Genomic DNA, 23,129 nt, shown 5'->3' with positions numbered 1-23,129 from the left:
AACTATAGATTGTGAAAAATGCTCATGCCTTTATCTATATATTATTATACTACAGAACATGTAAAATGGAGCCTTAAACCATGTACCAATCGAAAATTTGTGCGAGGTTTAGTATATGGGAAGCGTCAATTCCATCAACTTCCACGAATTTAGAGCTGATACCAATCAGCATATTGTAGCTTTCCCCATAATATGCAACGATAAAAACATTTTTTGTTAATTCCTCTAAATGAGAATCAGTGCCTGGCTCCTTTAATGGAATACTTTTTCCCTCTAGAAGATTTTGAATAATGCCTGCTCTCACTTCGCTATCTAGAAAGCTAATATTATAACAGATTTCTACACTATTAAAGGCAGTTTCTACATTTTCTTTTAATTCCTCTCCGTTGGCACTAATGGCAAATGGAAAAATAGCGATATGAAATTGAAACGTGTCGGCGTAAAGATTTAAATAGCTACGTAATTCTTCACGATATTGACGCCAGTGCTGAGGAGGATTCCGATCTAAAAAATGATCAGCTGTTTTGGAAATTACTTCTGTAAAGTTTTGAACTTTTTTTGCATTATACCCTAAAACTTCTTCATTTTTCCGTATCGTTTTTCGTATATAATTGCTGTGCTGGAACTCAGTGTTCCAAATCTTCAGAATATCAGGAGTTTGGAAAACGGCAATATCAAGAAAGACGGCTGCACAAACAAAAGACAAAATGGTTTTCCAGTCAGCAATTTGCAGTTGATTAGAAAAAACGCCAAGGCAGATAAGAAGAAAGAACAACACATAATACGACTTGCGAATTGCTTGGAGATTTTCTACATATTTATCTGTCCGCCACCAAAAATAAACAAGTGAAAGAACAACTAATATGATAATGGCAGAAAGAAAGCTAAAATAAATCGTTGTCAAAGTTACTCCTCCTTATGACACCTATGTATCAATAATTATAGCATGTAACAATTAATTGAAAGAATAATTCTGAAAAATGAAATCGTTAGATGGGAGATTAGATATGGAAGTAAAGGAGAATGTTACTTTTTAGGTTTGAGGCCACTTCTATTTTCTTGGTTAAAAATGGAGATTGGAACATTCGCTTTTAATTACCCTAGGATAATAAATGTTAATCGATTATAATAAGAAAAAAATGGCAGTTTGAAAATGAAACAGATAAACATAGAAGAGGGGATTAAAATGTTTCCAACATTAGAGACTGAAAGATTAATATTAAGAGAACTAGTAAAAGAAGATGCTGTAGATTTATATTCTTATTTTTCTAAACCGGAAGTTATGCGCTATTATGGCCAAGAAGCATTTTCAAGTATGAATCAAGTGGAAACATTAATCTGTCACTTTTCGGACAGCTATGAAAATAATAGAGGGATTCGTTGGGGAATTCAAAGGAAAGGAAGTAAGCGAGTAATTGGTACACTTGGTTTAAATAATTTAGTCCTCACACATAAACGTGCTGAAATAGGATATGAAATTCATCCCGATTATTGGAGAAATGGATACACATCTGAAGCTGTAGAAAGAGTTGTCTCCTATGCGTTAGAAGAGCTTGAATTAAATCGCGTGGGAGCATTGATATATATGGAAAATGATGCATCTAATAATCTTATTAAAAAGCTCGGTTTTCAGCATGAAGGCATTCTTAAATCGTATTTTGTTCAGAACGGGAAAGCTTACGATACTAATGTATATGCAATAATGAAAGACATTTAATGAAACTAGATTAGGAGAAAAAAATGGAGTCTTTAACAACGATATATTTTGTAAGGCATGCTCATTCGGTGTATTCTACAGATGAAATAGGCAGGTCTTTATCAGAGAAAGGTTTTGCAGATGCAAAGAGAGTAGCCCTGAAAATGGAAACAGAAACAGTCGATATTGTTGTATCAAGCCCCTATAAGAGAGCTATTCAGACTGTTGAAGGCATTGCTGCATATTTTCAAGTGGAAATCGAAGTTATTGAAGAGCTTAAAGAACGAGTATTATCATCGGGGGAAGTGCGTGATTTCGATACAGCAATCAAAAAGGTGTGGAAAGATGAATCTTTTGCATGGGACGGAGGGGAATCGAACATCGTTGCCCAAAAAAGAGGAATACGCGCACTCTTCTATTTATTAAAACAATATAAAAACAAAAACATTGTTATTGGTACCCATGGAAATATCATGGTCTTAATGATGAACTACTTTTCTAAAGAATATGATTTTCGATTTTGGAAAAATTTAGATATGCCTGATATCTACAAACTAACCTTTAGTGGTAATCAACTACAGGAAGTGCATAGATTATGGGGGGATAATCTTGGATAGACATCTTTTCTTATTTGGTGGTGGTCCTCCATTTACGAGTAAATTGGCGAAGCAATTTGCAAAGCAGGTTTCTACACATGGTGGGAAAGTAGCACTTCTTATTTTAGAAAGAGCAAATTGGCAAGAGTATATGCCTAAGTATACAAATACACTCATGGAACAGGGGATAAGAGAATTTAACTATATATCTTTACCAACTGTTTCGGCAGAAGAGGCAAGCCGAATACTTCGAAATAGCTCGGGAATTATCATCGGTGGCGGGAATACAGAGCTTTATGCAGAGTTCATAGTTAAGACTCCTATTTCAAAGGTGCTTAAGGAACAATTTTCAGATGGAGTACCAATAGCCGGTTTTTCAGCAGGTTCCCTTATTTGTATGGACAAATGTATCGTTTCAGCTAAAGATAATGCCGATCAGGTTTTTAAATATCAGGCTGGACTAGGTCTATTAAAAGATACGGTTATTGCAGTTCATTTTAGCGAATGGATCGAAGAAAGCCATTTAAGAAAAGCAGTCACGTTGTTTCAACCTAGCCTGAATTTTGGAATTGACGAAGGAACTGGATTGTATTTTTTAAATAATAAGTTAATCGGGCGAGAAGGAAATGGAGTTTTTCGACTGAAAAATAATCAGCTCGAAAAAATAGAGATGCAGCTGTAGAAATTCATTTCATAAAATTCGAAATTTTACGCGACCAAATTAAGTAAGTAAAAAACTAAGAGTTAATAAGAATTAATTAATGTCAGAAAAATCTGTTGTTTTTAACGGAGTAAGGTGGTTAAAATTAATAAGAGAGAGGAGAGACAAAATGGTACAAACTACGGAACAAATATACATAAGATTATTTGAAGAAAGAGATGCAGAAGGACTTTGGCAATTAGAGGTAAGAAATCGAGATTTTTTTGAAAAATATTCGATTGCAAGGAAAGAAACATTTTATACGCTAGATTTTCAACGTGAGCTTATTAAAACATGGAAAGAAAATGAGAAAAAAGATATCGATTATCACTTCGGAATTTTTTTAAAGGAATCGGATAGTTTAATTGGAAGTGTCAATCTGTATATGGTAAGAAGAGAACCTGCTCATAACGCAATCGTAGGGTATGTACTCGATAAAGAGCAAAATGGCAAGGGATATATGACAATTGCTGTGCAACAATTAGTTGATTATGCATTTAACACTCTGAATTTACATCGTTTAGAAGCAGGCGTCATGCCACATAACATAGGATCGATTCGAGTTTTAGAAAAGGCAGGCTTTCATAAAGAAGGAATAGCAAAAAGTAATGTGAAAATAAATGGCCAGTGGAAAGACCATCAGATTTTGGCGATTATTAATCCGAATGATTAAAGGAAATTCATAATAGGGAGCTTTTTTGATAGTGATAAGGCTTTGAAAAGAGAACCGGCGAAACTAGTAACTTCTTTCAATTGCTCTATATAGCGACTATAACTTAGTTTAAATATTTTATGAACAAGTAAAAAAACAGGCAGAGAAATTTATGGTTTTTCTGCCTGTCGCATTCTTAAGTTGTAATGGTTGTTTCTGAGGTTGGCGCAAAGTTTGTAATTTCTAGTACAACAGGAGTATCGGCAATAACGGAAGAGTCTCCAGGAACGGTAATAATTAATTGTCCAACATCAGTACCTCCAGGTGTATAAGCAATAAGATCATCCATTTGAAGTACTCCATTTACATACACATTTAAATAACTGTTATCAGCAGTGAGCTCTGGTAATGTTGCACCATCAGCACCAGTATCTGTCATAAAATCAGCGGCTGGAATCGTAATTGTACCTTCTCCAGTTATTGGCTCTGTAACGATATAAAAAAAACGATCAACTGTTGGAGCAGTATCGATTGAAAGTGATGCACTAACAGCAAGCTTCATTATTTGTAAAGGCATCGTATCACCACCTTATTCCATTATACTTCATGATATGAAAATAGAATGAAAACGACTAGGCATATTGGAATTAATCACAATATGTGCACCATCTGACAGACTATTTATAAAATAAATATTATGATAAAAAAGGTGGGGGAAATGAAAAAAAAACAACGATTGCCAAAGCCTTATTTGATGCTTCCCAATGTACCTTGTACAGAGGTTTATGTCCACATACCGAAGAAAATAATGGTTATGGAATATTTCGCTATCGCAGATGGGAGTAAGAAAATCTTTACAGAGGATGATGGTGTAAAAGAATTAGGAAAACAAAAAATTCTTGACCCTTCAAAGGTATCCTATATGAACTTATTTATTAATGCGGTCTTGCAACCAAAGGAAAATTATGAAGTGAAAAAGGGAATGATTTGCCTAAATACAGAAGATGTTCCTATTTGTGGAGCGACAGTTGTATTACAAATGTTCATTGTTTAAATAGTAGGTCTGTCTTGCGAAAAAGGATAAGGCAGGCTCTGTTTTTTCTACATTCCTGTTTAAATAAGAAGCTTAAATTAGTTGCAGTTGATTACTAGTGAAAATGAAAATGCGGTCTTCTTTATGATTTCCTTTTAGTAAGTCTATTTAAAATCCTTTTTAATAATACATAACTAAATAATCTGTATGCTTCATAGGATGGTATATGGAAAAGACTTTACAGAGATGTGGGGGCTGAAATGAAGAATAAAAGTTTACTAGTAAAGATTTTTTTTCTCGGAATATTTGTTTACTTTTTAATTGATTTTATAAAGCATGCAAGAATTATCTTGATTTATCCAATGAGAATAAGTTTCCTTTTTGTGATAATAATAATTGGAATATTATTCTTTTCTTTTCATCGAATTCGAAAAAAATAGGATGACTATATTTTTTTGAAAGCTAAAGAAAAACATCTCATGGCAAGAGTCCATGAGATGAACAGTAGTATTAATTAATCTTGTTTTATCATTCGTTTATAAATATATCTACAGATAAAGGTAATTCCAATGATAGCGATAAGTGTATATGCAACATTAGAATACATGTCCATATAGTGAACGATATCTTCCCAGGAGTCGCCTACTGCTGCCCCAATTCGAATAAGCACAAAGTTCCATACGAAAGTACCAAGTGTTGTTAAAAATAAAAAGATTCCAAAATTCATTTTTGCCATACCAGCCGGAAGAGAAATTAAGCTTCGAATAAGCGGAATAAAGCGGCAGAAGAAAACCGTCCAATAACCGTACTTTTCAAACCAACGATCCGCCTTAAATAAATCTTCTCTTTTCAATCGGAGGAATCGTCCCCATTTATCAACTATTTTTTCTAATTTCTTGATTTCTAATAGGGAGCCAATGAAATAAAGAATGATGGCTCCTAGAACGGATCCAATTGTAGAAACGATGACTACACCTATTATTGTCATCTCTGTTTTTGCGGTCATCGCACCGCCGAAGGTTAATATTACTTCAGATGGAATCGGTGGAAAGATATTTTCGAGCATAATTAATAAAAGAATACCGATGTATCCGAAATTTTCCATTGTTTCCATAATCCAATTTTCCATTTATTGCACTCCTTAAATGATGATCGCAACTATTGATTTAGATTTTCGATTCTTGCCTATCCGTATCTTATCATAGGGACATGGATTCTTCTATTATAATTCTATTTTTTAAGGTAAATATCATTCCTGATTTCTTTATAATTGATGTTGTTATTTGGCAAACATGCTAAAATAAGGATAATATCTTAAGCTTGTAAAGATTGGAGATTATATATGTTTGATTTTTGGATAGCGAATCATTTAAGTACAAGTATGATGAGCATTATAGGTTGGGGGATACTTATCGGTGCTGTGTGTTATATATATAGAAGACAAACGGAAAAACCTGTTATATGGAAAATGGCAATTGTTGTTTACGTAGGTTTATTTTGTTTTAACTTTCAGTTTCCGATTGGTGCTAGTGATACACCATTGAAAATAGCGATTTTGCCACTTGGTGTATGGATACTTATATTGGTTTTTGGAAAGAAGAAAGAAAGATGGAAGGTTTATCGACCATATGCGTGGCTGGGATTCTTTTGGAATTATGTTTTTCTTATTACTACTTTGCTTATTTCTCCATTACAGAATATTTTGTATCCACCAGATAAAGTAGAAACTTTTTTAGCTGAATTTGATGATCCTGGCATTCTATTAATTCATCCTTCTGGGAAACAAGCAGAGCTTAATAATGAGGTGTTTATAGAAAGTCTATCTTCATGGGAATTAAGGAAAATGGACTCGAGACTTTGGTATGATGAATCATTCCCGGAAATAGATGAGGAAGTATTGGAAGAGGAAGAACAGATGCCATTTCAGACAACTGAACGTTTTCCCTATATTCTTTTGGGAGCAAGTCCAAAGTGGGGGAGTGGCTATGAATCTACTATTTATATTGAATCCGATGGAAAAGGCATGCTTATTTCGACAGAAAAGGGGCAGTACTATTTTCGATCCACTGATTCTATTTTAAAAGGGAGGAAAGACTAGATGAAGTATAAATGGCTATGGAGTTTACTGGTTGTAGCAATGATTACTATATGTTTATTTATTTTTCTTCCATTAAATGAAAATCAAAGCACACCTTCTTCTCTCCCAAATGAAAATAACTTAAAGAAAATGATTTTAGATACTGGAGAAGTAAACGTAAATACTATTTTCGAACAGATTGCTCTAGATGAAAAGCATGTTTTCATACCTCATCTTTCTAGTGATAATCAATATGGTTATAGTTTATTAGAATGGGTGGATAATAAATGGGAAGTAACCTATGTAACATCTTCAGGGGAACCTCTCCTATGGAAAATTAATGGAGGGAGTCAGTCTGATTCTTATTTTTTATGGAATCTTGAAACAAAATATAATATTGATTATCTGACATTCTATATGATTAAACATCGAAATTTTAGAAGTGGATGGGGTGGTGAATTTTATGAACCAGCAATCCAAATAGAGAACAATGTTTCTTTGGGCGCTAAGCCATATGGAATATACAAAGTTTCTGATGAATGGCAGAGGATATGGAAGGCAACACAGATAAAGGTTGAGGAACAGGAAGAAGATTTATTTTCGTTTAATAATGAAGAAGCACTGCATTATGGCGTTAAAGGTTATGATAAGGAAAATAATTATGTAGATCCATATAACTACTATGAAAATATCAGTTCCTTTAATTCGGGTGCGAAAACGGAACATGTATCTATTCTGGATGAATGGGATGGGGAACAGTGGTAAATAAAATGCTCTCCTATAAAAAAGGAGAGCGATAAAATCTATCTCTCAAATTTTGGTTTCATTTTTACAATGAATACGATTGACAGAATAGCAATAAATCCTAAGAATATCTCGATTACAAGAAGATTTGTCAAAGTGCCTGCTTGATAAAGAGCTGGCAAGAAATTAATAGCCGCATGGATGAGAATAGCGTAAAGAACATAAGTGAATTTATTCTTTCTAATAGCATATAGAACGAGGATAGAAAGGGCGAGATGTAGAGCAATAGCAAAAATTCTTTCTAATCCACCTGTGGCAAAAAGCCAAACGTTTGCTTCCTCAAATTGTTTCTTAATGCTAGTAATTTCTTCAGGTGTAGCAGCAGCTCCAAGTATAGTTTCTAAGTTCCCAGTTTTAATCATTGCGGAGATAAGTAGAGAATTAAGTGCTGACATTCCACCTATAAGGATTGCTTCTATTCCTCCATGACCTAATCCGTAGGAAAGCCCATCATGATAATGATGATTATTTTTTAAGAATACTTTGAAAGCAAAAAAACGACCCATTTCTTCAAATACCCCAGCTGCAAGACCTCCATACAGAGCAAAGATATACGGGTTGGTGCTCCATCTCAATTCAGTCCCAGTTGGAGCAAGAACGAGGAAATGGACGATTTTTTCTAAAATTTGTGAAAAAACAATAAAGATAAGAATACCAACAAGTAAGGATCTCCATGACATCATTTTTTTTCTTTGTAAATATACCATCAAAAGAACAGGAACTATGACAGTAAGGAATATTTGCAGAGATACTCCTATATAGATAGAATTCATTCTATTTCCCCTTTCATCTAATTTATATCTGTTATATTTAGTGTATAACAGTTTAAGGAGGTACGTCAATAAATATGGGGATAAATGAAAGTTAAAAAAGATAATCAGAAAAGGAAGTGACCAAATGATTGAATTAACAGGAAAATACAATACTGCTAAGGTGTTTACTGATCAATTAGAAGAAATGGCTGAAGCACAAATTAAAGAATTGTGTGATCAGGAATTTGCACAAAAAAGCAAAATCCGCATTATGCCAGATACCCATGCAGGCGTTGGCTGTACAATTGGGACAACAATGACTATCCATGATAAAATTGTTCCAAATTTAGTAGGGGTCGATATTGGGTGTGGCATGGCGGTGGCGAAAGTGAATACTGGGGATAAAGAAATCAATTATGACGCATTAGATGCCGCTGTTCGCAAATACATTCCAAGCGGTTTCTCTATTCGTGATAAAGCACATCCGTATAATGAAGAGATAGATTTGGATGAAGTGAAAGCACCAATAAATAGAAAAAGGGCAGAACAAAGTATTGGAACCTTAGGTGGCGGAAATCATTTTATTGAGTTGAATCAATCAACTGATGGAAATGTGTATATTGTTATACATAGCGGCAGCCGTAACCTAGGGGCACAAGTTGCAGAATATTACCAGACACTTGCTTATGATAATTTATTAAATGTTGATGGGATGAAAAAAGAACTTATTGCTAAATTGAAAGAAGAGGGAAGACATGCTGAAATCCAATCAAGTATAAATAGTATGAAACTACCGAAAATAAACAAAGAGCTTGCTTATTTAGAATCTCAAGGATTTAAAGACTATATGCACGATATGAAAATTGCTCAAAAGTATGCTTATTTAAACCGTCTTGCAATGATTGATGTCATAGTTACAAAGATGAACTGGGTTATTTTAGATCAATTTACTACTATTCACAATTATATTGATATGGAAAATATGATATTAAGAAAAGGTGCAATCTCTGCTAGAAAAGGAGAAAGAGTAATCATTCCATTAAATATGAGAGATGGCAGCATTATTGCATTTGGGAAAGGCAACGATGACTGGAATCAATCCGCCCCACATGGAGCAGGAAGATTGATGTCGAGAACGAAAGCGAGAAAAACAGTTAGTTTAAAGGATTTTGAAACATCGATGAAAGATGTTTGGAGCACTTCAGTAAAGAATAGTACATTAGATGAAAGTCCATTTGCTTATAAACCGATGGAAGAAATTATTAAGCACACAGCAGATACAATTGATATCGCAGAAATTATTAAGCCATTGTATAATTTTAAGGCAAATTAACAAGGGAATGCAAAGGTTCTAAGTATAGTGGGCTAAAAGCAGAGAGAGGAGGAACTAATCTAATATTTCCTCCTCTCTCCTTGTCATACATATTTAATTAGAGTTTCAAAAATGAGCGAAATAAAAATCGGAAAAAGCCATAGAAGATTTCAATGAAATCGAGTAATACTTCTAATAGATTCCAAGCAAAGGAGTCTTTTTTATCTTTTTTTCTCAAAGTAAATCCTCCTAATTAACGGATAACGCCATGTGGCAAAATGGCATGAACACCTTTTACTCCATTAACAATTTGCGTAATATGTAAATCAACAGAAACACTGGCTAAAGCAGTTGCTTCTGTTCGTGAAATAGAATAGAATTGCTCCATTAAAGAGATCATATCTGATAAGGCAATTTCTGTTGCCTTATTTAAATCTTCATCGAACCCAAATGTAATCCAGCCATTTGGCGTTTTCGCTCTAGGATACGTTAAATCCATATCTTTTCTTACAATTAATGTAATGTCTACATGCTCCATTGGACATTCAATTGCTGTACCTGAGATTTCTCCGTCTCCTTGGAGTGCGTGGCCGTCTCCAATGGAGAAAAGAGCATTTTCAACAGAGATTGGTAAAAATAAACTGCTGCCTTTTACGATTTCCTTACAATCAATATTACCACCACAATATCTTGGTGGAGAGGTAGAATGGACACCTGCTTCTTTTGGAGCAACGCCAAGAACACCCATAAACGGCTGCAAGGCAATATGAAATGGTCGGGAATGAATGGAGGTTGAGCCAATCATTTTCTCCGTATCTAATTCCCAATCTAATTGAATTCTGTCAGTATGAGAGATTCCAATCGCATTATTTTGCCAATTCGCCATTCCGCCGGCCCAATTACGTCCATACCAACCTGGAACAATATCATTAAGTTTTACTTCTAAAACCATTCCAGGCTTAGCACCTTTAACAGCAATAGGACCAATCATCGGATGCTGTGGTTTTTCTTCTTGTTCTCGTGAGGAGTATTTACGATAATCTTCCTCTTTAGAGGCTGAATAGCCCCATTCAATATCCAGTGTCTTTAGCGTAATCGAGTCGCCTGATTCCACTGTTAATATTGGTTTATAGTTATTGCTAAAGGAACCATGCAAGTTTTCCTGCTTTAAAGATAAATGATGCTGCATTTTTCTCCTCCTAAAAAAGATTATTTTCCCTTTTATTCGCTAAAAATGTGCACATTCCTTTTATCTATGAAAAAATATTTATCTTCTTTTGGTTAAACTATAAACCTTTGTTGCTATTATATTTGGTGTTATTCTTTCTTTTAAAGTAGGAAAGACAGATCCTACATAATCCTCAGGGTTTCGAATATAGGCCTTTTCATACATATAAATCGTAAAGGAACAGGATACACGGACATAAATGTCTCCATCCATGTCATATGGTTCCGATATTGTAATGACTTCAAAGGAATCATCAAATTTATTTGTTTTTGCATTTAATCTCTTTGTAACATTCTCTTTATATTTCGTTGTTCTCATTGGCTTGTAATGAAAATCAACGACTCCAATTGCTTGAATCATACCTTCCTCCCAGTTAAAACATTCGAACAAATATTATACCATTTATTTTTAAGATATTTAGAAAAAATATTATTTAAAAATTCGAAATTCATGGTAGGATGAAAAAGACTATAGTTGTTTTTCATTTATTAAATTTTTTATAGGAGTAACTATTTTAGGAGGCAAAATGAAAGAGCGTATTGTTGGAATATTGATTTTTAATGAAGTAGAAGTATTAGATGTTGCTGGTCCATTTGAAGTTTTCTCTTTAGCTGGAGGGGAGAATAAATTATTCTATGTCCATACTATTTCAGAAAAAGGGGGGACTATTATAGCAAGAAATGGTCTGAAGATAGAAGCAGATTATTCTTTTGAAAACCACCCTGATTTGGATATTCTTATCCTTCCTGGTGGTTATGGTGCAGAAGAAATCGAAATGCATAACCCTGTTGTTATTAATTGGATAAAAGAGCAAGCAAGACAAGTGGAATATATGACTTCTGTCTGTACAGGAGCATTTTTGTTAGCAAAAGCCGGTTTATTGGATGATTTAAGGGCAACTACGCACTGGATGGATATTGACAGGTTGGAAAGGGAATTCCCAAAGGTTCAGCTTGTAAGAAATGTTAAATTTGTGGATGAAGGAACGATATTAACTTCTGGTGGGATATCTGCGGGAATCAATATGTCCTTTCATTTAGTGGAGAAATTATGTGGCAAAGAAGTGGGCAGGGAAACAGCAAAGCGGATGGAGTATGATAGATGATTAGTGAGAGATAAATAGAATAGGAGGAGATCATGAGATGAAAACAATTTCTATTTTGCATTATGATGCTTTTACAGAACAGCCAGATAAGGGGAATCCCGCTGGAATCGTATTAGAGGGTGAGAAATATACAGAGGAAGAAATGCAAAAAATAGCAAAAGATGTGGGTTTTAATGAAACTGCCTTTGTATTACGATCAGATAGGGCGGATCTGAAAATTCGTTATTTCACCCCAGGCCATGAAGTGAATCTTTGTGGACATGCCACTATCGCTACTATTTTTGCATTAAAAACAAATGGTCATCTTTCTGAAAAAGTGGTCTTTTCGATTGAAACCAAAGCAGGTGTTCTACCTATTCGGATCAATCAAAATAAACAGTCTTCTCCTTCCATTATTATGAAGCAAGTAACACCACAATTTAAAGAATTTAAAGGTTCGCGCCATGAATTAGCAGATGTGATTGGTATTAAAGAATCTGATATAGATGAAAAGCATCCGATTCTATATGGAAATACAGGGCTTTGGACATTACTTGTTCCTATTAAGGAACTGCATGTATTTTCGAAAATGGCTGTAAAAAATGATTTGTTTCCATCTATTTTAAAGGAAATTCCCCATGCATCCATTCATCCATTTTCTCTTGAAACCTATGATGTAAATGCAACGATGCATGGAAGACATTTTTCTTCCCCTTACTCAGGTACGATAGAAGATCCTGTTACTGGAACAGCTTCGGGAGTAATGGGAGCATATTACGTTACCTATGTGGATGAAAAGTGGAAGAACGAGCCTATTATCATTGAACAAGGTCAGGAGATAGGGCGTGATGGAAGAGTAACTGTTCTTGTTGCTGAAAGGAAAGGTCAATTGGATGTGGAGATAAGTGGAACCGCGGTTTTTGTAAAGGAATTCAAATTAACTATCGAATGATGGAGCGACTCGAAAAGGGGGATTTACATGGAAAAAATAGCGCCAATGGAAGCAGCTCGATTGTTTATAGATACATATTTTCCGAATTGTAATGCTGCTGTTTTAGCAGGAAGTGTGGTGAGAGGACAAGCGACACCTACTTCTGATCTTGATATTGTCATTTTTGATGAGAAAATCGTTTCCTCTTATAGAGAGTCCATGATGGAATTTGGTTGGCCAATCGAGATATTTGTACATAATTTAGCTTCTTATAAGGATTTTTTCTTAATGGATTATAATTTAGCAAAACCTTCTATGCAACGAATGGTAACAGAAGGAATCGTTTTAAAAGATGACGGAGTTTTGCAAGTTATAAAACAAGAAGCAGAAAAAATGCTAGTAGAAGGTCCGAAAGAATGGCCAGAGGAAACAATTCGAACAAAGCGTTACTTTATATCAGATGTACTGGATGATTTTATCGGTTCAGACAATGAGCAAGAGGTAATTTTTATAGCAAGCACACTAAGCTTCCTTCTCCATGAATTTGTATTAAGAGTAAATAAACAGTGGATTGGTACATCGAAATGGATGGTGCGATCATTACGGCAATTTGATCAAAAATTCGCGGATGAATTCATTGAAGCGTTTGAAACCTTTTATCGGACTAGGGAAAAGGAAAACATTATTATACTTACGGAAAGAGTATTAAAGCCATATGGCGGAAAATTATTTACTGGGTTTTCCCTTGGGAAGGAAAAGAAACATAGTAATTAACGGATGTCCAAAATGTATAGGGCATCCGCTGTGGTGAATATTCAGTTTATTGTTTATTCTTTGCCATATTTGCAAACGAAATAGAAGCTAATAATGGAGCAGAAGCAATTAATAAACCAAAAAGTAACTCCATAGGTTCCTCCTTCGAAAAGATTAAATATTCAGTTTCTTAATTATATTATATAAAAAATAAGATTGATTAGCAAAGAAACGAATGCTATATCATCAATGTATTCTTCATTATTTTTTCTTATCATAAGTGATTAGAATTATAATATGTTTCTTTAGACGTCTATATTGTACGATAAATAAGAGGATGATATGGGGGAGGAATAGAAAAGATGACTATTATTGGCGTGCATCATGTTCAAATAACGATACCAAAAGGATTGGAACAACAAGCTAAGGATTTTTATTGTGGAGTATTAGGTTTAGGGGAAATAGAGAAGCCTTCATCGTTGCAAGGGAGAGGTGGATTTTGGCTGTCACTTGGAAATATAGATGTTCATGTTGGCACAGAGGAGGGTTTTAATCGCTATACAACGAAATCTCATTTAGCTTATCAAGTAGATAATATGAGTTATTGGAAAAATAAACTTAGCAAACTAGGAGTAGAAATAGCAGCTTCCATTCCGATTGAAGGCTTTGAACGATTTGAATTTCGTGATCCGTTTGGCAATCGTGTTGAGATTATCGAAAAAAAGCTTCTGGAATAATCTATTTACTTACGAGAGTTATTCGGCAATGTGCTACACTGTAAGTAAAATATGTAAAGGAGAAAACGGATGAGAGAAGGATTTATCGAAGTAACAGGTGGAAAAGTATCGTATGTTATACATAATGAAACAGCAGATAAAATCCCGCTACTTGTTTTACATGGAGGACCAGGTTCTAGCTCGTACTCTTTACAAGGATTAAAAGATTTGGCAATTGATCGATCGGTTGTCTTGTATGATCAGCTAGGCTGTGGCAAGTCGGATCGGCCAAATGATGATTCCCTTTGGACTTTAGACAGATTTGTAGAAGAAGTTGGGCAAGTTCGGAAAGGATTAGGATTGAATAAAGTCCATATTCTTGGCCATTCATGGGGCACTACCCTTGCTGCTGCTTATTATTTTAGTGATCCAGAAGGGATTAGTAGTATTATTTTCTCAAGTCCTTGTTTAAGCGCACCATTATGGGAAAAAGATCAAAAGAAAAATTTAACTTTATTGCCGCTAGATGTTCAAGAAACAATCAAAAACTGTGAAGAAAACGGAACGACAGATACACCTGCCTCTCAAAAAGCTATTGAAGTGTTTAATGACCATTTTGTATGTAGATTAAAGCCTTACCCAGAACATTTAAAACAGGGGAAGCATTTTAGAAATCCACATGTATATCAAGTAATGTGGGGACCTTCCGAATTTACTGTGCAAGGAAACTTAAAATCATTTGATTGTACAACGCAGCTATCAGAAATCACCATACCAACATTGTACACTTGTGGACGATATGATGAAGCAACACCAGAATCAACGGAATATTTTAGCAGTAAAACACCAAATGCATCTTTTCATGTATTTGAAGGAAGTGCCCATATGGCCTATATAGAAGAACCAGAACAATATAGACAGGTAATGAATGAATTCTTGTCTCAATTAGACAAGTAATAAAGGGAGGTAATATAGCCAAAAGGAGGAATAGAACTTTTGGCTTTTGGTGTGCAATAATAAAAAATTCCGTAATTATCTACTTTATCTTTCTGTTTTTAGGAGATTATTGGTATACTACAGGATAGAGGTTCTACATCCTAAAAAGATGTAAAAACGATTTTAAAAGTAAAATGAGGGACATTGCGTGGAAAAAAAATCATCAAGAAAACTTGCAAGGTATTCACTTCTTATCATGGGATTGGGATTTATTTTGACCTTCCCTTTTCAAGATAATATTTGGATACATTTAGTTCATGGCGGCTTTGAAGCTGGACTTGTCGGGGGCTTAGCAGACTGGTTTGCAGTAACCGCACTCTTTAGACATCCTTTAGGATTACCGATACCACATACCGCTTTATTACCTAAAAATAGGGATAGAATGGTAAATGGATTAGTGAATGTTTTGAAAAAGGATTGGTTATCAAAGGAAAGCATTCAGGATAAAGTGAAGAATATTCCTTTTACCGAAAAAATCACAGCAACCATTAAAACAAGAATAGAAACAGAACCAGTAAAGGAAGCAATGATAAAAGCTACACAGCAAGCAATTCGCAATATGAACGTAGAAAAAATCACTCCATTTGTGCGTAAGCAAATGTCAGCGGCTTTATCTGATGTGCAAATTAGTAATATTTTAAAGCTACTTACAAATCAATTAATTTCAGAAGAAGTAGATAAGAAAGCATTAGATCATGTTCTTGTAAAAACAGAAATGTGGCTTAGAAAAGAGGAGACAGCTCGCAAACTTGGCTCTGTTTCCATGAATGTGTTAAATAATGTAGAGGCAAATGGCATGCTTCAATTTGCTTTAAAAACATTGCAGAATATTTTAACGGAAGATAAGTTAGGGCAAATTGTCCAAAATCTTTGCTTGAGTGGAATGCGAAGTCTGCAAAGAGATGGGGAGCAAAACCGCGAAGCACTTATCCTCTATATTCGTAAGGAAATTGAAAGCCTTCCAGAAAATGATAAAGTATTAGAAGGAATCAATACATGGAAGGATAAGGTGTTAGACTCACTAGAATCCAACCATACCATTTTAGCTAGCCTTCAACAAGCACAAGAGAAAGCAATCGAGCTTCTTGAAAATGAGGAGTTCATGGAAACAAAAGCAATTCCATTTATTCGTCAACTAATTGAACAAATCGAAGAAAATGGTGAAAAGATCGATCCATGGATTATTCATCAAATTTCTAATTTTATCGAGAAAAACCATGATCAAATTGGCAATTTAGTTAAAGAAAATCTTGATAAGCTAGATAATGAAACACTAGTCGATATGATTGAGAATAATGTTGGTAAAGATCTGCAATGGATTCGTGTAAACGGTGCAGTATGTGGTTTTATTATCGGTCTATTCTTAAGTGCTATTCAGTTAGTAGCTAATATTATATAAGGCGTAAAGACACATGGAAATATTGAGAAAAGCGTTCAGAGATGAATGCTTTTTTTGTTATAGATGGTTAATCCAGTTACCTTTACTACTCTAATGTTGTGAATTAATCATAGTCAGGTTATTGCTTCATTAAAAGTGAAAATGAAGAAATATTACCAGATTAAGGGGAAAACGCTTATAATAAATATTATCTTAATTTTTAAAAACATTAGATTGAATGATGGAATGGAGTGAGGTATCATTGGTGAACATTAAAATAGAAACTCCCATTCATAGTAATGGAATTGCAGTTGTTTTGTTGAAAAAAATCAATGGAAGCTACAATGTTTTGTTAATGAAACGAGCAACCCAGATTTTGAAAGATATGTGGTGTTATATAGGTGGAAGCCTAGAACAAGGAGAAAAAGCTTGGGAAGCAGCTTTAAGAGAAATAAAGGAAGAAACAGGAATTACAAACGTAACACTCTATAGCTCGAATACATTTGATCAAATATATTCTCCATTAGATAATTACATATATATTGCCCCAGTTTTTGTTGGTTTTGTAGAGGAAAACCAAGATGTAGTATTAAATAATGAACATAGTGAGTATAAATGGTTGTCTTTTGACGAAGCAAGGGAATTAGTGACATTACCAGGAAATGAGGAAGTGCTTACCTTTATAGAAAAATATTTTGTGAAAAATACTCCTACAGAATGGTTGCGAATTGGAAGCACGAAAGTAGGAGAGTAAGGCTGAAAAGCTATAGTTACATGGTAAGATATGGGGAATCGTCCAAAACAGAAGGAACAGAAAGAACACGATTTAACGGAAAAAGGTTACAAGTTTCTGAACGTATAGGCAAAATTCTTCAAAAGGAAGAAATTATCTATTTGTTTCGAGTCCTTATCAACGTCCCATTTTAACAATTAAAGATTTAGCTACAAATTTGGGCAATGAAGTGTTAAAAAGGAGAGGATTTCCTTATGAATGAGCAAAGTGCGACTAATAAAGTAGCTTGGGAATATCGTGCTTATGAATTTTGGGTGAAGCGTGATGGGCACCCAAAGGAAAAGGCGCAAGAAATAATGAAAAATCCTCGAGCAAGTCTAAAAAAGCATCAAGCCTTTTTGGGGCAGGTAGAAGGGAAAAAGATTGCGAATTTATGTGGATCAAATGGAAGAAAGGCAGTTCCATTAGCACTGTTAGGAGCTGATGTAACAATCTTTGATATATCAAAAGAAAATGAACGATATGCTAGGGAGTTAGCTTATCATGCTAACACGACCATCAAGTATATAGTAGGAGATATTTACGATATCGATTTACAAACCTATGGAGAAGGTTTTGATATTCTCTATTTGGAAGGTGGTGTGCTTCATTATTTTCAGGATTTAGATTATTTCATGATGCTTTTATCGTCCCTTTTAAAAAAGGATGGTACGTTGATCTTAAGTGATTATCATCCATTGCTAAAATGCTTGAAAGAAGATTTCTCTGTGAAGCAAGCCTATTTTGATACAGAATTACAAACAGGAGATATCGCCTATAAACAGTTTTTTCCTGAAGAAGAACAAGGGGATTTTCCCGATGTTTCTCTCCGCTTCTATACATTTAGCGAAATTATTAATTCAGTGATAACTGCGGGATTTAAATTGGAGCGTTTGGAGGAACATCGTGGTTGGAAAAAGGAAAATATCCCATGGGAATTTACGATTATCGCAAGGAAATGATAGAAAAATGGAGACAAGTGGATGAAACTATATGAAAGTGGACTTATAAAAGTTCGTGATTTGGAAGAAAGGGATAATATTCTTTTAGCTAAATGGCTTTCTGATCCAGCGGTCCTTGAATATTATGAGGGAAGAGATAATTCATTTGACTTAGATAAAGTGAATAGGGTGTTCTATCCGGTTAATGATCAGGAAGAAGTAAAATGCATCGTAGAATATTCTAATAGAGCAATTGGATATATACAATTTTATCCACTAGATAGTGAAACAAAAAAATTATATGGATATAGCACGGAATTAGTATATGGAACAGACCAATTTATTGGAGATGTGGCGTATTGGAATAAAGGGATTGGGAAAATGCTTGTCAGTTCGATGATTCATTACTTAATGGAGGCTAATCAAGCAGATCGAGTAGTGATGGATCCACAAACAAGGAATATAAGAGCAATTAAATGCTATGAAAAATGTGGAATGAAGAAAGTCAAAATTCTTCCCAAACAAGAACTACATGAAGGGGAGTATCAAGATTGTTGGCTGATGGAGTATTGTAAATGAATCCGAAAAAAGTTAAACAATTTTGTAATAAGTAATGAAATTCCAAATAGCTTATTAGATTAAAAGGGAGAAATAGAATGAATCGTAAAATGAGGAAGTCTCAAAATAATAAATCAATTTATGGAGTTTGTGGGGGGATTGGCGAATATTTTGGTATAACCCCTTTAGGCATTCGCTTAATTTTTCTTTTAACAATGCCAATTTCTATTCTTATTTATATTATTTTAGTAAATAGTATGGCCGATTCGCCGAGAACCTTGTAAATAATTTTAGGGAGCTTTGGAAATGATTAATGCGTTAAAATCAGATTGATTTCAAACGGTGTGTAACTGGGTTAATTAAATATAGTTCTGAGCTGAAGTCACTAACCGATTTCAGCTTTTTTTGTTGAAAAGGAAAGGACAAATAAAGTGGTGCATAAATTATGAGTAGGAAATAGTTTTTTAACGATGAATAGAAAGAAGGAATGGTGCATGGTGAGACTAAATACCTTATATCAGCATAAAGTGAAGGGCTGGCAATCAAAACAAGTCATTTACCAAATACCCCCATCCATTGGAGAAACAATCATAATAGAAAAAGCTTACTATAAAATTGTAAATATTATGCACTATGCAGAAGACGGATCTGTAGAGGTAATAGCAAATGCAGAATAATAGGTAATGTGAGAAGATTTTGAGATACGGTAAGACAACGATTATTTATTTAATTGTGTATACAAATTAATATTATTTTGATTTTCTAAGTAAAAGATGTCTAATTATCTTCATTTAAGCTATAATAGTAAATAGACACACTCGAAAAGGAGAATGTATGAAAACTAAGGCTAAGATTAAAGGAGTTAAGTATAGCTCAGAATACAAATTTCCAAGGTATAAGGTCAAATTAGAAACACCTGAGGGGAAAGTATTAATTATTGCCTTCGATCATACTCTATCTTCCAAATCAAAAGGATATGTGCCATTAAATGTTAATTATGATGGAGAAGACATGGGTAATAAATTGTCGTGGTATTCTAAAAAAACAGAAAATATGACAATTAATAACTTTCTAAGAATTTTAGCTGGTAAAATCGATAAATTTTACAAGGTAAGTTAAAGAGACTCTCTGTTGGAGAGTTTTTTTATGTGGAATTTTTTATAATAGGCACATAGAAAACGTTTGCATATCGTTGGCCGCTTCATATTATATATTAGATAATCGAATAGGTTAGGAGAATGTATATGATATTCGAAGCGCTTCCGACATTTGTGAAGTTTTTATTTTACCTACTATTTGTTTTAACTAATTAGTCATTCATAACAAAAACAATTTTTTATATTTAATTAGTATCCCTTATTGAATATATAAAATCAAATTTCTAAATAATTGGCTGAATTCATGTAGGAATTCAGCTTATTTATTTTCCAGCTATTCCAGGATGAGGGTAAATAAAGGGTGCTATAATTACGGAAAATAAATATTAACGATAAAAAGTGAATCCTATCGTAAATCCATATCGTCTAACTAGCGAATCTGTAAGGGGGGGAAGACGTGATTTCTAAAAGACTAGAACAATCATTATTAAGCGAGCTAGAGGAGAATCAATTAGATGAACTGTTAGAAGAAATTATGATTTTGTATGGAGATGAACTGACAAGATTAGCCTATACATATGTTAAAGATAGTGAAACGGCAAAAGACATTGTCCAAACTGTTTTTATTAAGTGTTATACCCATTTAAAGACGTTTAAAGGAGAAGCTAAATTAAAAACATGGCTTTACCGTATCACCATCAATAAGTGTAAGGATTATGTAAAAAGTGCCTATTCTAGGCGGTTTATCTTATTTAAGAAAGATATCAATGTTAAGAGCGATACTATGCCGTCACCAGAAGAGGAAATAATTTATCAATCGATGCAGGCGGAACTAAAAAATATAATTTTAAGTCTTCCACTAAAATATGCAGAAGTAATCCTCTTATATTACTACGAGGAGCTAGATATTAACGAAATTGCAGACATTCTACAAATCTCTAAGAATACAGCTAAAACGAGATTGAGAAGAGGCAGAAAAAATCTCTTGCCATTTCTAAAAAAGGAGGAATTCAGATGAAGAATGATTCCAAATTTATAAAAGTAACACTAGGAAATGTGATGAAGGATGTTCATTTTTCTGAAAGAGACAGACAAAAAGTGTTATTAGAAGTAAAAAAGCTGAAGGAAGAGAAATCTAGTCGTCCTAACATAATTGTTTTATATAAAAAGCATATCGCAGCTGCTATTATTTTTTGTTTATTTATTTCCATGCTGATTACTTTTCCAAAATTATCACCAACTCTTGCAAACACACTCTCCTCTCTCCCTTTTATAGAATCTATTTTCAAAGCATATGGAGATGGCGGATTAAAGAAAGGGAAGGACAGCCAATTAGTATCGACTGTTGTAGCTACTTCAAAAAGTAATGAAGCAGAAATGACGATAGAAGAAGCAATTTATGATGGGGAAAGAATCTCTTTTAGTTATGTAGTGGAATCAAAGGAACCAATTAGAGATTATCAGATTGATAATTTAAATGTTTCATTTAAGGAAGAAGGAAGAATCCCTATAGGAAAGTTAACACAGGCTGGCAAGTATGAAATGGTGACTGCCAATAAAGTAGCTGGGATTGGAACAGTAAATTTTATACAACATAAGGAATTACCAAAGAATATTGAAGTTCATCCCTATTATGCAGTAGTAATAAACGGAAAGTATGAGATCTTTCAATTTGAATTTAAACTTACCAAAACGGAAAACGTAGAGACGATTACGCCGATGATTACTAGAAAAAACAAAGAGAGCGAATTTACAGTAAAGGAAATAAAAAGAACGCCAATCACTACAGTAGTAAATATGAGCTTTAAACGGCCACTGCAGGAAAACGACGATAAAAGGTTAATGTTCCAATTAATTACAAATGAGGGAGAAGTAGTACCTTATCTTGATGGTTTTATAGGAGGCACTAAAAAGACTGATATGGAAGTAATGAATCCTATTCAGGAATCATTTGAAGGGTTGGATGAAAAAAATACAGATTCGGTGACTATTCAACCAATGATTGCCAATACTAATTGGACTTATAATCCAATTGAAAAACCATTTAGAGGAAAAGATACTAAATTAGATTTGGGAGAATTGGGCGAAATCAACATTATTGGGGTTAAATATACGGGCAATGTAATGACGTTAACCTATGAATTAAATAGCCAATTTCCTTTTCTACATTCGAACTATTTTACATTAAAGGATCATTTGGGAAAAGTCTATTATGGGGCTAATACATCCAAAACCTTTAAAGAGAAGGATCATTATATTGTCGAAGAAGAATTTATGAATATTCCCAAAAAAGAACTAATGATTGAATATATACAGGAAGAAGCTCCTGAAATATTGAAAGATTTAGAAATTGAAGTTCCATTAAAATAATCTTATATGTAAATACTATTTTTTAAGGAACCCAAAAAATATTGGGTTCCTTAAAAAATGTTTGAGCATATTCTTCATAATCCTTCAAACCATTTACCAAATTTACTAATACATGATTCTTCTTTCCTTTCTTCATATCTATGAAAATCATCTTCTGTAAATTCGGCTAGTGTTTTATCAAAATTTCTTGGGATGAATATGTACCAAAGATCAGACCATTTTTTATCATTATCTAATCCTCTTATTTTTTCAGAAATAGTTCCTTGCGATTTACTCTCAAAGAACGTTATTTGGACTCCATCATAATAAGCTAAACAAGACCTAAATTCACAAGCACGATTTGCTTCGTCTCTTAATAATTTCAATACCCCGTTGATACCGATTGTATCAAGCATATGGTTTACATAGGCTCTTGGAAAGCCATTTAATTCTTCGATGAAAAAGCCGGAATCTAAAGCAATGCATGGTTGCTTAACGATTTCATATGCTTGCAAGACTTTTTGTCTAGCAATTTCTTTCATATCATCTGTTCGTGGCTCGCTTAACTCTTCCTGTATAGGCGTTACTTTGATATTTTTTAATTCCTTTTCTGCCGATGCAATTTTCCCTTTGTTCGTTGTTACAAATACAATTTCCTTCATTTGATAAATTTCTCCTTAAGCTCAATAATAATCATCATACTG

At 33.9% G+C, this 23,129-nt stretch carries 29 protein-coding genes; 22 read left to right on the top strand and 7 right to left on the bottom strand.

Annotated features, from left to right (window positions below):
* Positions 1-73: 73 nt before the first annotated feature.
* Complete coding sequence (locus NYE52_RS12530) at positions 74-904, bottom strand: type II toxin-antitoxin system SpoIISA family toxin (protein WP_341193372.1); 831 nt, start codon at positions 902-904, stop codon at positions 74-76.
* Between the two features lie 282 nt (positions 905-1,186).
* Here NYE52_RS12530 and NYE52_RS12525 point away from each other — a divergent pair, with 282 nt between their 5' ends.
* The 4 genes from NYE52_RS12525 (at position 1,187) to NYE52_RS12510 (ending at position 3,665) form a co-directional block, all read left to right on the top strand.
* Positions 1,187-1,717: a GNAT family N-acetyltransferase gene (locus NYE52_RS12525; protein ID WP_341193371.1), complete on the top strand. Its 531-nt coding sequence runs from the start codon at positions 1,187-1,189 to the stop codon at positions 1,715-1,717.
* 23 nt (positions 1,718-1,740) lie between these two features.
* Positions 1,741-2,313 carry a histidine phosphatase family protein gene (locus NYE52_RS12520; RefSeq protein WP_341193370.1) on the top strand — a complete coding sequence of 191 codons (573 nt, stop codon included), beginning with the start codon at positions 1,741-1,743 and terminating at the stop codon, positions 2,311-2,313.
* On the top strand, positions 2,306-2,974 hold the full coding sequence (locus NYE52_RS12515; protein ID WP_341193369.1) for a Type 1 glutamine amidotransferase-like domain-containing protein: 669 nt from the start codon (positions 2,306-2,308) through the stop codon (positions 2,972-2,974). The genes NYE52_RS12520 and NYE52_RS12515 overlap by 8 nt, the downstream gene beginning before the upstream one ends.
* A gap of 148 nt (positions 2,975-3,122) precedes the next feature.
* On the top strand, positions 3,123-3,665 hold the full coding sequence (locus NYE52_RS12510; RefSeq protein ID WP_341193368.1) for a GNAT family N-acetyltransferase: 543 nt from the start codon (positions 3,123-3,125) through the stop codon (positions 3,663-3,665).
* A 175-nt stretch (positions 3,666-3,840) separates the two neighbouring features.
* Here NYE52_RS12510 and NYE52_RS12505 read toward each other — a convergent pair whose 3' ends face one another.
* Positions 3,841-4,221 (bottom strand): DUF4183 domain-containing protein, encoded by a 381-nt coding sequence (locus tag NYE52_RS12505; RefSeq protein ID WP_341193367.1) that lies wholly within the window; start codon positions 4,219-4,221, stop codon positions 3,841-3,843.
* Between the two features lie 141 nt (positions 4,222-4,362).
* Between NYE52_RS12505 and NYE52_RS12500 the strand changes: the two genes are divergently transcribed.
* Positions 4,363-4,698 carry a DUF4183 domain-containing protein gene (locus NYE52_RS12500; protein WP_341193366.1) on the top strand — a complete coding sequence of 112 codons (336 nt, stop codon included), beginning with the start codon at positions 4,363-4,365 and terminating at the stop codon, positions 4,696-4,698.
* Between the two features lie 493 nt (positions 4,699-5,191).
* Here NYE52_RS12500 and NYE52_RS12495 read toward each other — a convergent pair whose 3' ends face one another.
* Positions 5,192-5,806: a DedA family protein gene (locus NYE52_RS12495; protein WP_341193365.1), complete on the bottom strand. Its 615-nt coding sequence runs from the start codon at positions 5,804-5,806 to the stop codon at positions 5,192-5,194.
* A gap of 213 nt (positions 5,807-6,019) precedes the next feature.
* Between NYE52_RS12495 and NYE52_RS12490 the strand changes: the two genes are divergently transcribed.
* Both NYE52_RS12490 and NYE52_RS12485 read left to right on the top strand, forming a co-directional pair.
* On the top strand, positions 6,020-6,775 hold the full coding sequence (locus NYE52_RS12490; protein WP_341193364.1) for a hypothetical protein: 756 nt from the start codon (positions 6,020-6,022) through the stop codon (positions 6,773-6,775).
* Positions 6,776-7,519, top strand: coding sequence for a hypothetical protein (locus NYE52_RS12485; RefSeq protein WP_341193363.1), 744 nt, complete (start codon positions 6,776-6,778; stop codon positions 7,517-7,519).
* A 38-nt stretch (positions 7,520-7,557) separates the two neighbouring features.
* Here NYE52_RS12485 and NYE52_RS12480 read toward each other — a convergent pair whose 3' ends face one another.
* A complete protein-coding gene (locus NYE52_RS12480; protein ID WP_341193362.1) occupies positions 7,558-8,331 on the bottom strand; it encodes a YhfC family intramembrane metalloprotease in 774 nt (257 codons plus the stop codon).
* A gap of 124 nt (positions 8,332-8,455) precedes the next feature.
* Between NYE52_RS12480 and NYE52_RS12475 the strand changes: the two genes are divergently transcribed.
* A complete protein-coding gene (locus tag NYE52_RS12475) occupies positions 8,456-9,643 on the top strand; it encodes an RtcB family protein (protein ID WP_031535871.1) in 1,188 nt (395 codons plus the stop codon).
* 232 nt (positions 9,644-9,875) lie between these two features.
* On the opposite strand, the gene NYE52_RS12470 is transcribed toward NYE52_RS12475, so the two are convergent.
* Both NYE52_RS12470 and NYE52_RS12465 read right to left on the bottom strand, forming a co-directional pair.
* Positions 9,876-10,811: an acetamidase/formamidase family protein gene (locus NYE52_RS12470; protein ID WP_341193361.1), complete on the bottom strand. Its 936-nt coding sequence runs from the start codon at positions 10,809-10,811 to the stop codon at positions 9,876-9,878.
* A 78-nt stretch (positions 10,812-10,889) separates the two neighbouring features.
* Positions 10,890-11,210 (bottom strand): hypothetical protein, encoded by a 321-nt coding sequence (locus NYE52_RS12465; RefSeq protein WP_341193360.1) that lies wholly within the window; start codon positions 11,208-11,210, stop codon positions 10,890-10,892.
* Positions 11,211-11,376: 166 nt separating this feature from the next.
* On the opposite strand from NYE52_RS12465, the gene NYE52_RS12460 reads away from it, so the two are divergent.
* From NYE52_RS12460 to NYE52_RS12395, 14 genes are all read left to right on the top strand, one after another.
* Entirely contained in the window at positions 11,377-11,955 is a 579-nt protein-coding gene (locus tag NYE52_RS12460) for a DJ-1/PfpI family protein (RefSeq protein ID WP_341193359.1), read from the top strand.
* A gap of 37 nt (positions 11,956-11,992) precedes the next feature.
* Positions 11,993-12,886, top strand: coding sequence for a PhzF family phenazine biosynthesis isomerase (locus NYE52_RS12455; RefSeq protein ID WP_251629444.1), 894 nt, complete (start codon positions 11,993-11,995; stop codon positions 12,884-12,886).
* Between the two features lie 27 nt (positions 12,887-12,913).
* The gene (locus NYE52_RS12450) at positions 12,914-13,639 is read left to right on the top strand and encodes a nucleotidyltransferase domain-containing protein (protein ID WP_341193358.1); all 726 of its coding nucleotides are present in this window, start codon (positions 12,914-12,916) and stop codon (positions 13,637-13,639) included.
* A 341-nt stretch (positions 13,640-13,980) separates the two neighbouring features.
* Positions 13,981-14,355 (top strand): VOC family protein, encoded by a 375-nt coding sequence (locus NYE52_RS12445; protein ID WP_341193357.1) that lies wholly within the window; start codon positions 13,981-13,983, stop codon positions 14,353-14,355.
* A gap of 69 nt (positions 14,356-14,424) precedes the next feature.
* Entirely contained in the window at positions 14,425-15,291 is an 867-nt protein-coding gene (locus tag NYE52_RS12440) for a proline iminopeptidase-family hydrolase (RefSeq protein WP_341193356.1), read from the top strand.
* A 187-nt stretch (positions 15,292-15,478) separates the two neighbouring features.
* Positions 15,479-16,729 carry a DUF445 domain-containing protein gene (locus NYE52_RS12435; RefSeq protein ID WP_341193355.1) on the top strand — a complete coding sequence of 417 codons (1,251 nt, stop codon included), beginning with the start codon at positions 15,479-15,481 and terminating at the stop codon, positions 16,727-16,729.
* A gap of 244 nt (positions 16,730-16,973) precedes the next feature.
* Positions 16,974-17,462, top strand: a complete 489-nt coding sequence (locus tag NYE52_RS12430) for an NUDIX hydrolase (RefSeq protein ID WP_341193354.1) — start codon at positions 16,974-16,976, stop codon at positions 17,460-17,462.
* 233 nt (positions 17,463-17,695) lie between these two features.
* The gene (locus NYE52_RS12425; RefSeq protein ID WP_341193353.1) at positions 17,696-18,442 is read left to right on the top strand and encodes a class I SAM-dependent methyltransferase; all 747 of its coding nucleotides are present in this window, start codon (positions 17,696-17,698) and stop codon (positions 18,440-18,442) included.
* Positions 18,443-18,463: 21 nt separating this feature from the next.
* A complete protein-coding gene (locus tag NYE52_RS12420) occupies positions 18,464-19,000 on the top strand; it encodes a GNAT family N-acetyltransferase (RefSeq protein ID WP_341193352.1) in 537 nt (178 codons plus the stop codon).
* A gap of 77 nt (positions 19,001-19,077) precedes the next feature.
* Positions 19,078-19,263 (top strand): PspC domain-containing protein, encoded by a 186-nt coding sequence (locus NYE52_RS12415; RefSeq protein WP_341193351.1) that lies wholly within the window; start codon positions 19,078-19,080, stop codon positions 19,261-19,263.
* Positions 19,264-19,473: 210 nt separating this feature from the next.
* Positions 19,474-19,656: a hypothetical protein gene (locus NYE52_RS12410; RefSeq protein WP_312094342.1), complete on the top strand. Its 183-nt coding sequence runs from the start codon at positions 19,474-19,476 to the stop codon at positions 19,654-19,656.
* 157 nt (positions 19,657-19,813) lie between these two features.
* The gene (locus NYE52_RS12405; RefSeq protein ID WP_312094344.1) at positions 19,814-20,098 is read left to right on the top strand and encodes a hypothetical protein; all 285 of its coding nucleotides are present in this window, start codon (positions 19,814-19,816) and stop codon (positions 20,096-20,098) included.
* A 435-nt stretch (positions 20,099-20,533) separates the two neighbouring features.
* A complete protein-coding gene (locus NYE52_RS12400; protein ID WP_341193350.1) occupies positions 20,534-21,094 on the top strand; it encodes a sigma-70 family RNA polymerase sigma factor in 561 nt (186 codons plus the stop codon).
* Positions 21,091-22,446 (top strand): DUF4179 domain-containing protein, encoded by a 1,356-nt coding sequence (locus tag NYE52_RS12395; protein WP_341193349.1) that lies wholly within the window; start codon positions 21,091-21,093, stop codon positions 22,444-22,446. The genes NYE52_RS12400 and NYE52_RS12395 overlap by 4 nt, the downstream gene beginning before the upstream one ends.
* A gap of 74 nt (positions 22,447-22,520) precedes the next feature.
* Here NYE52_RS12395 and NYE52_RS12390 read toward each other — a convergent pair whose 3' ends face one another.
* Complete coding sequence (locus NYE52_RS12390; protein WP_341193348.1) at positions 22,521-23,087, bottom strand: non-canonical purine NTP pyrophosphatase; 567 nt, start codon at positions 23,085-23,087, stop codon at positions 22,521-22,523.
* Positions 23,088-23,129: the final 42 nt, after the last annotated feature.

It is taken from the genome of Niallia sp. FSL W8-0635 (genome assembly GCF_038007965.1).
Lineage (GTDB): Bacteria > Bacillota > Bacilli > Bacillales > Cytobacillaceae > Niallia.
This window is presented reverse-complemented; position numbering and strand designations above follow the sequence as displayed.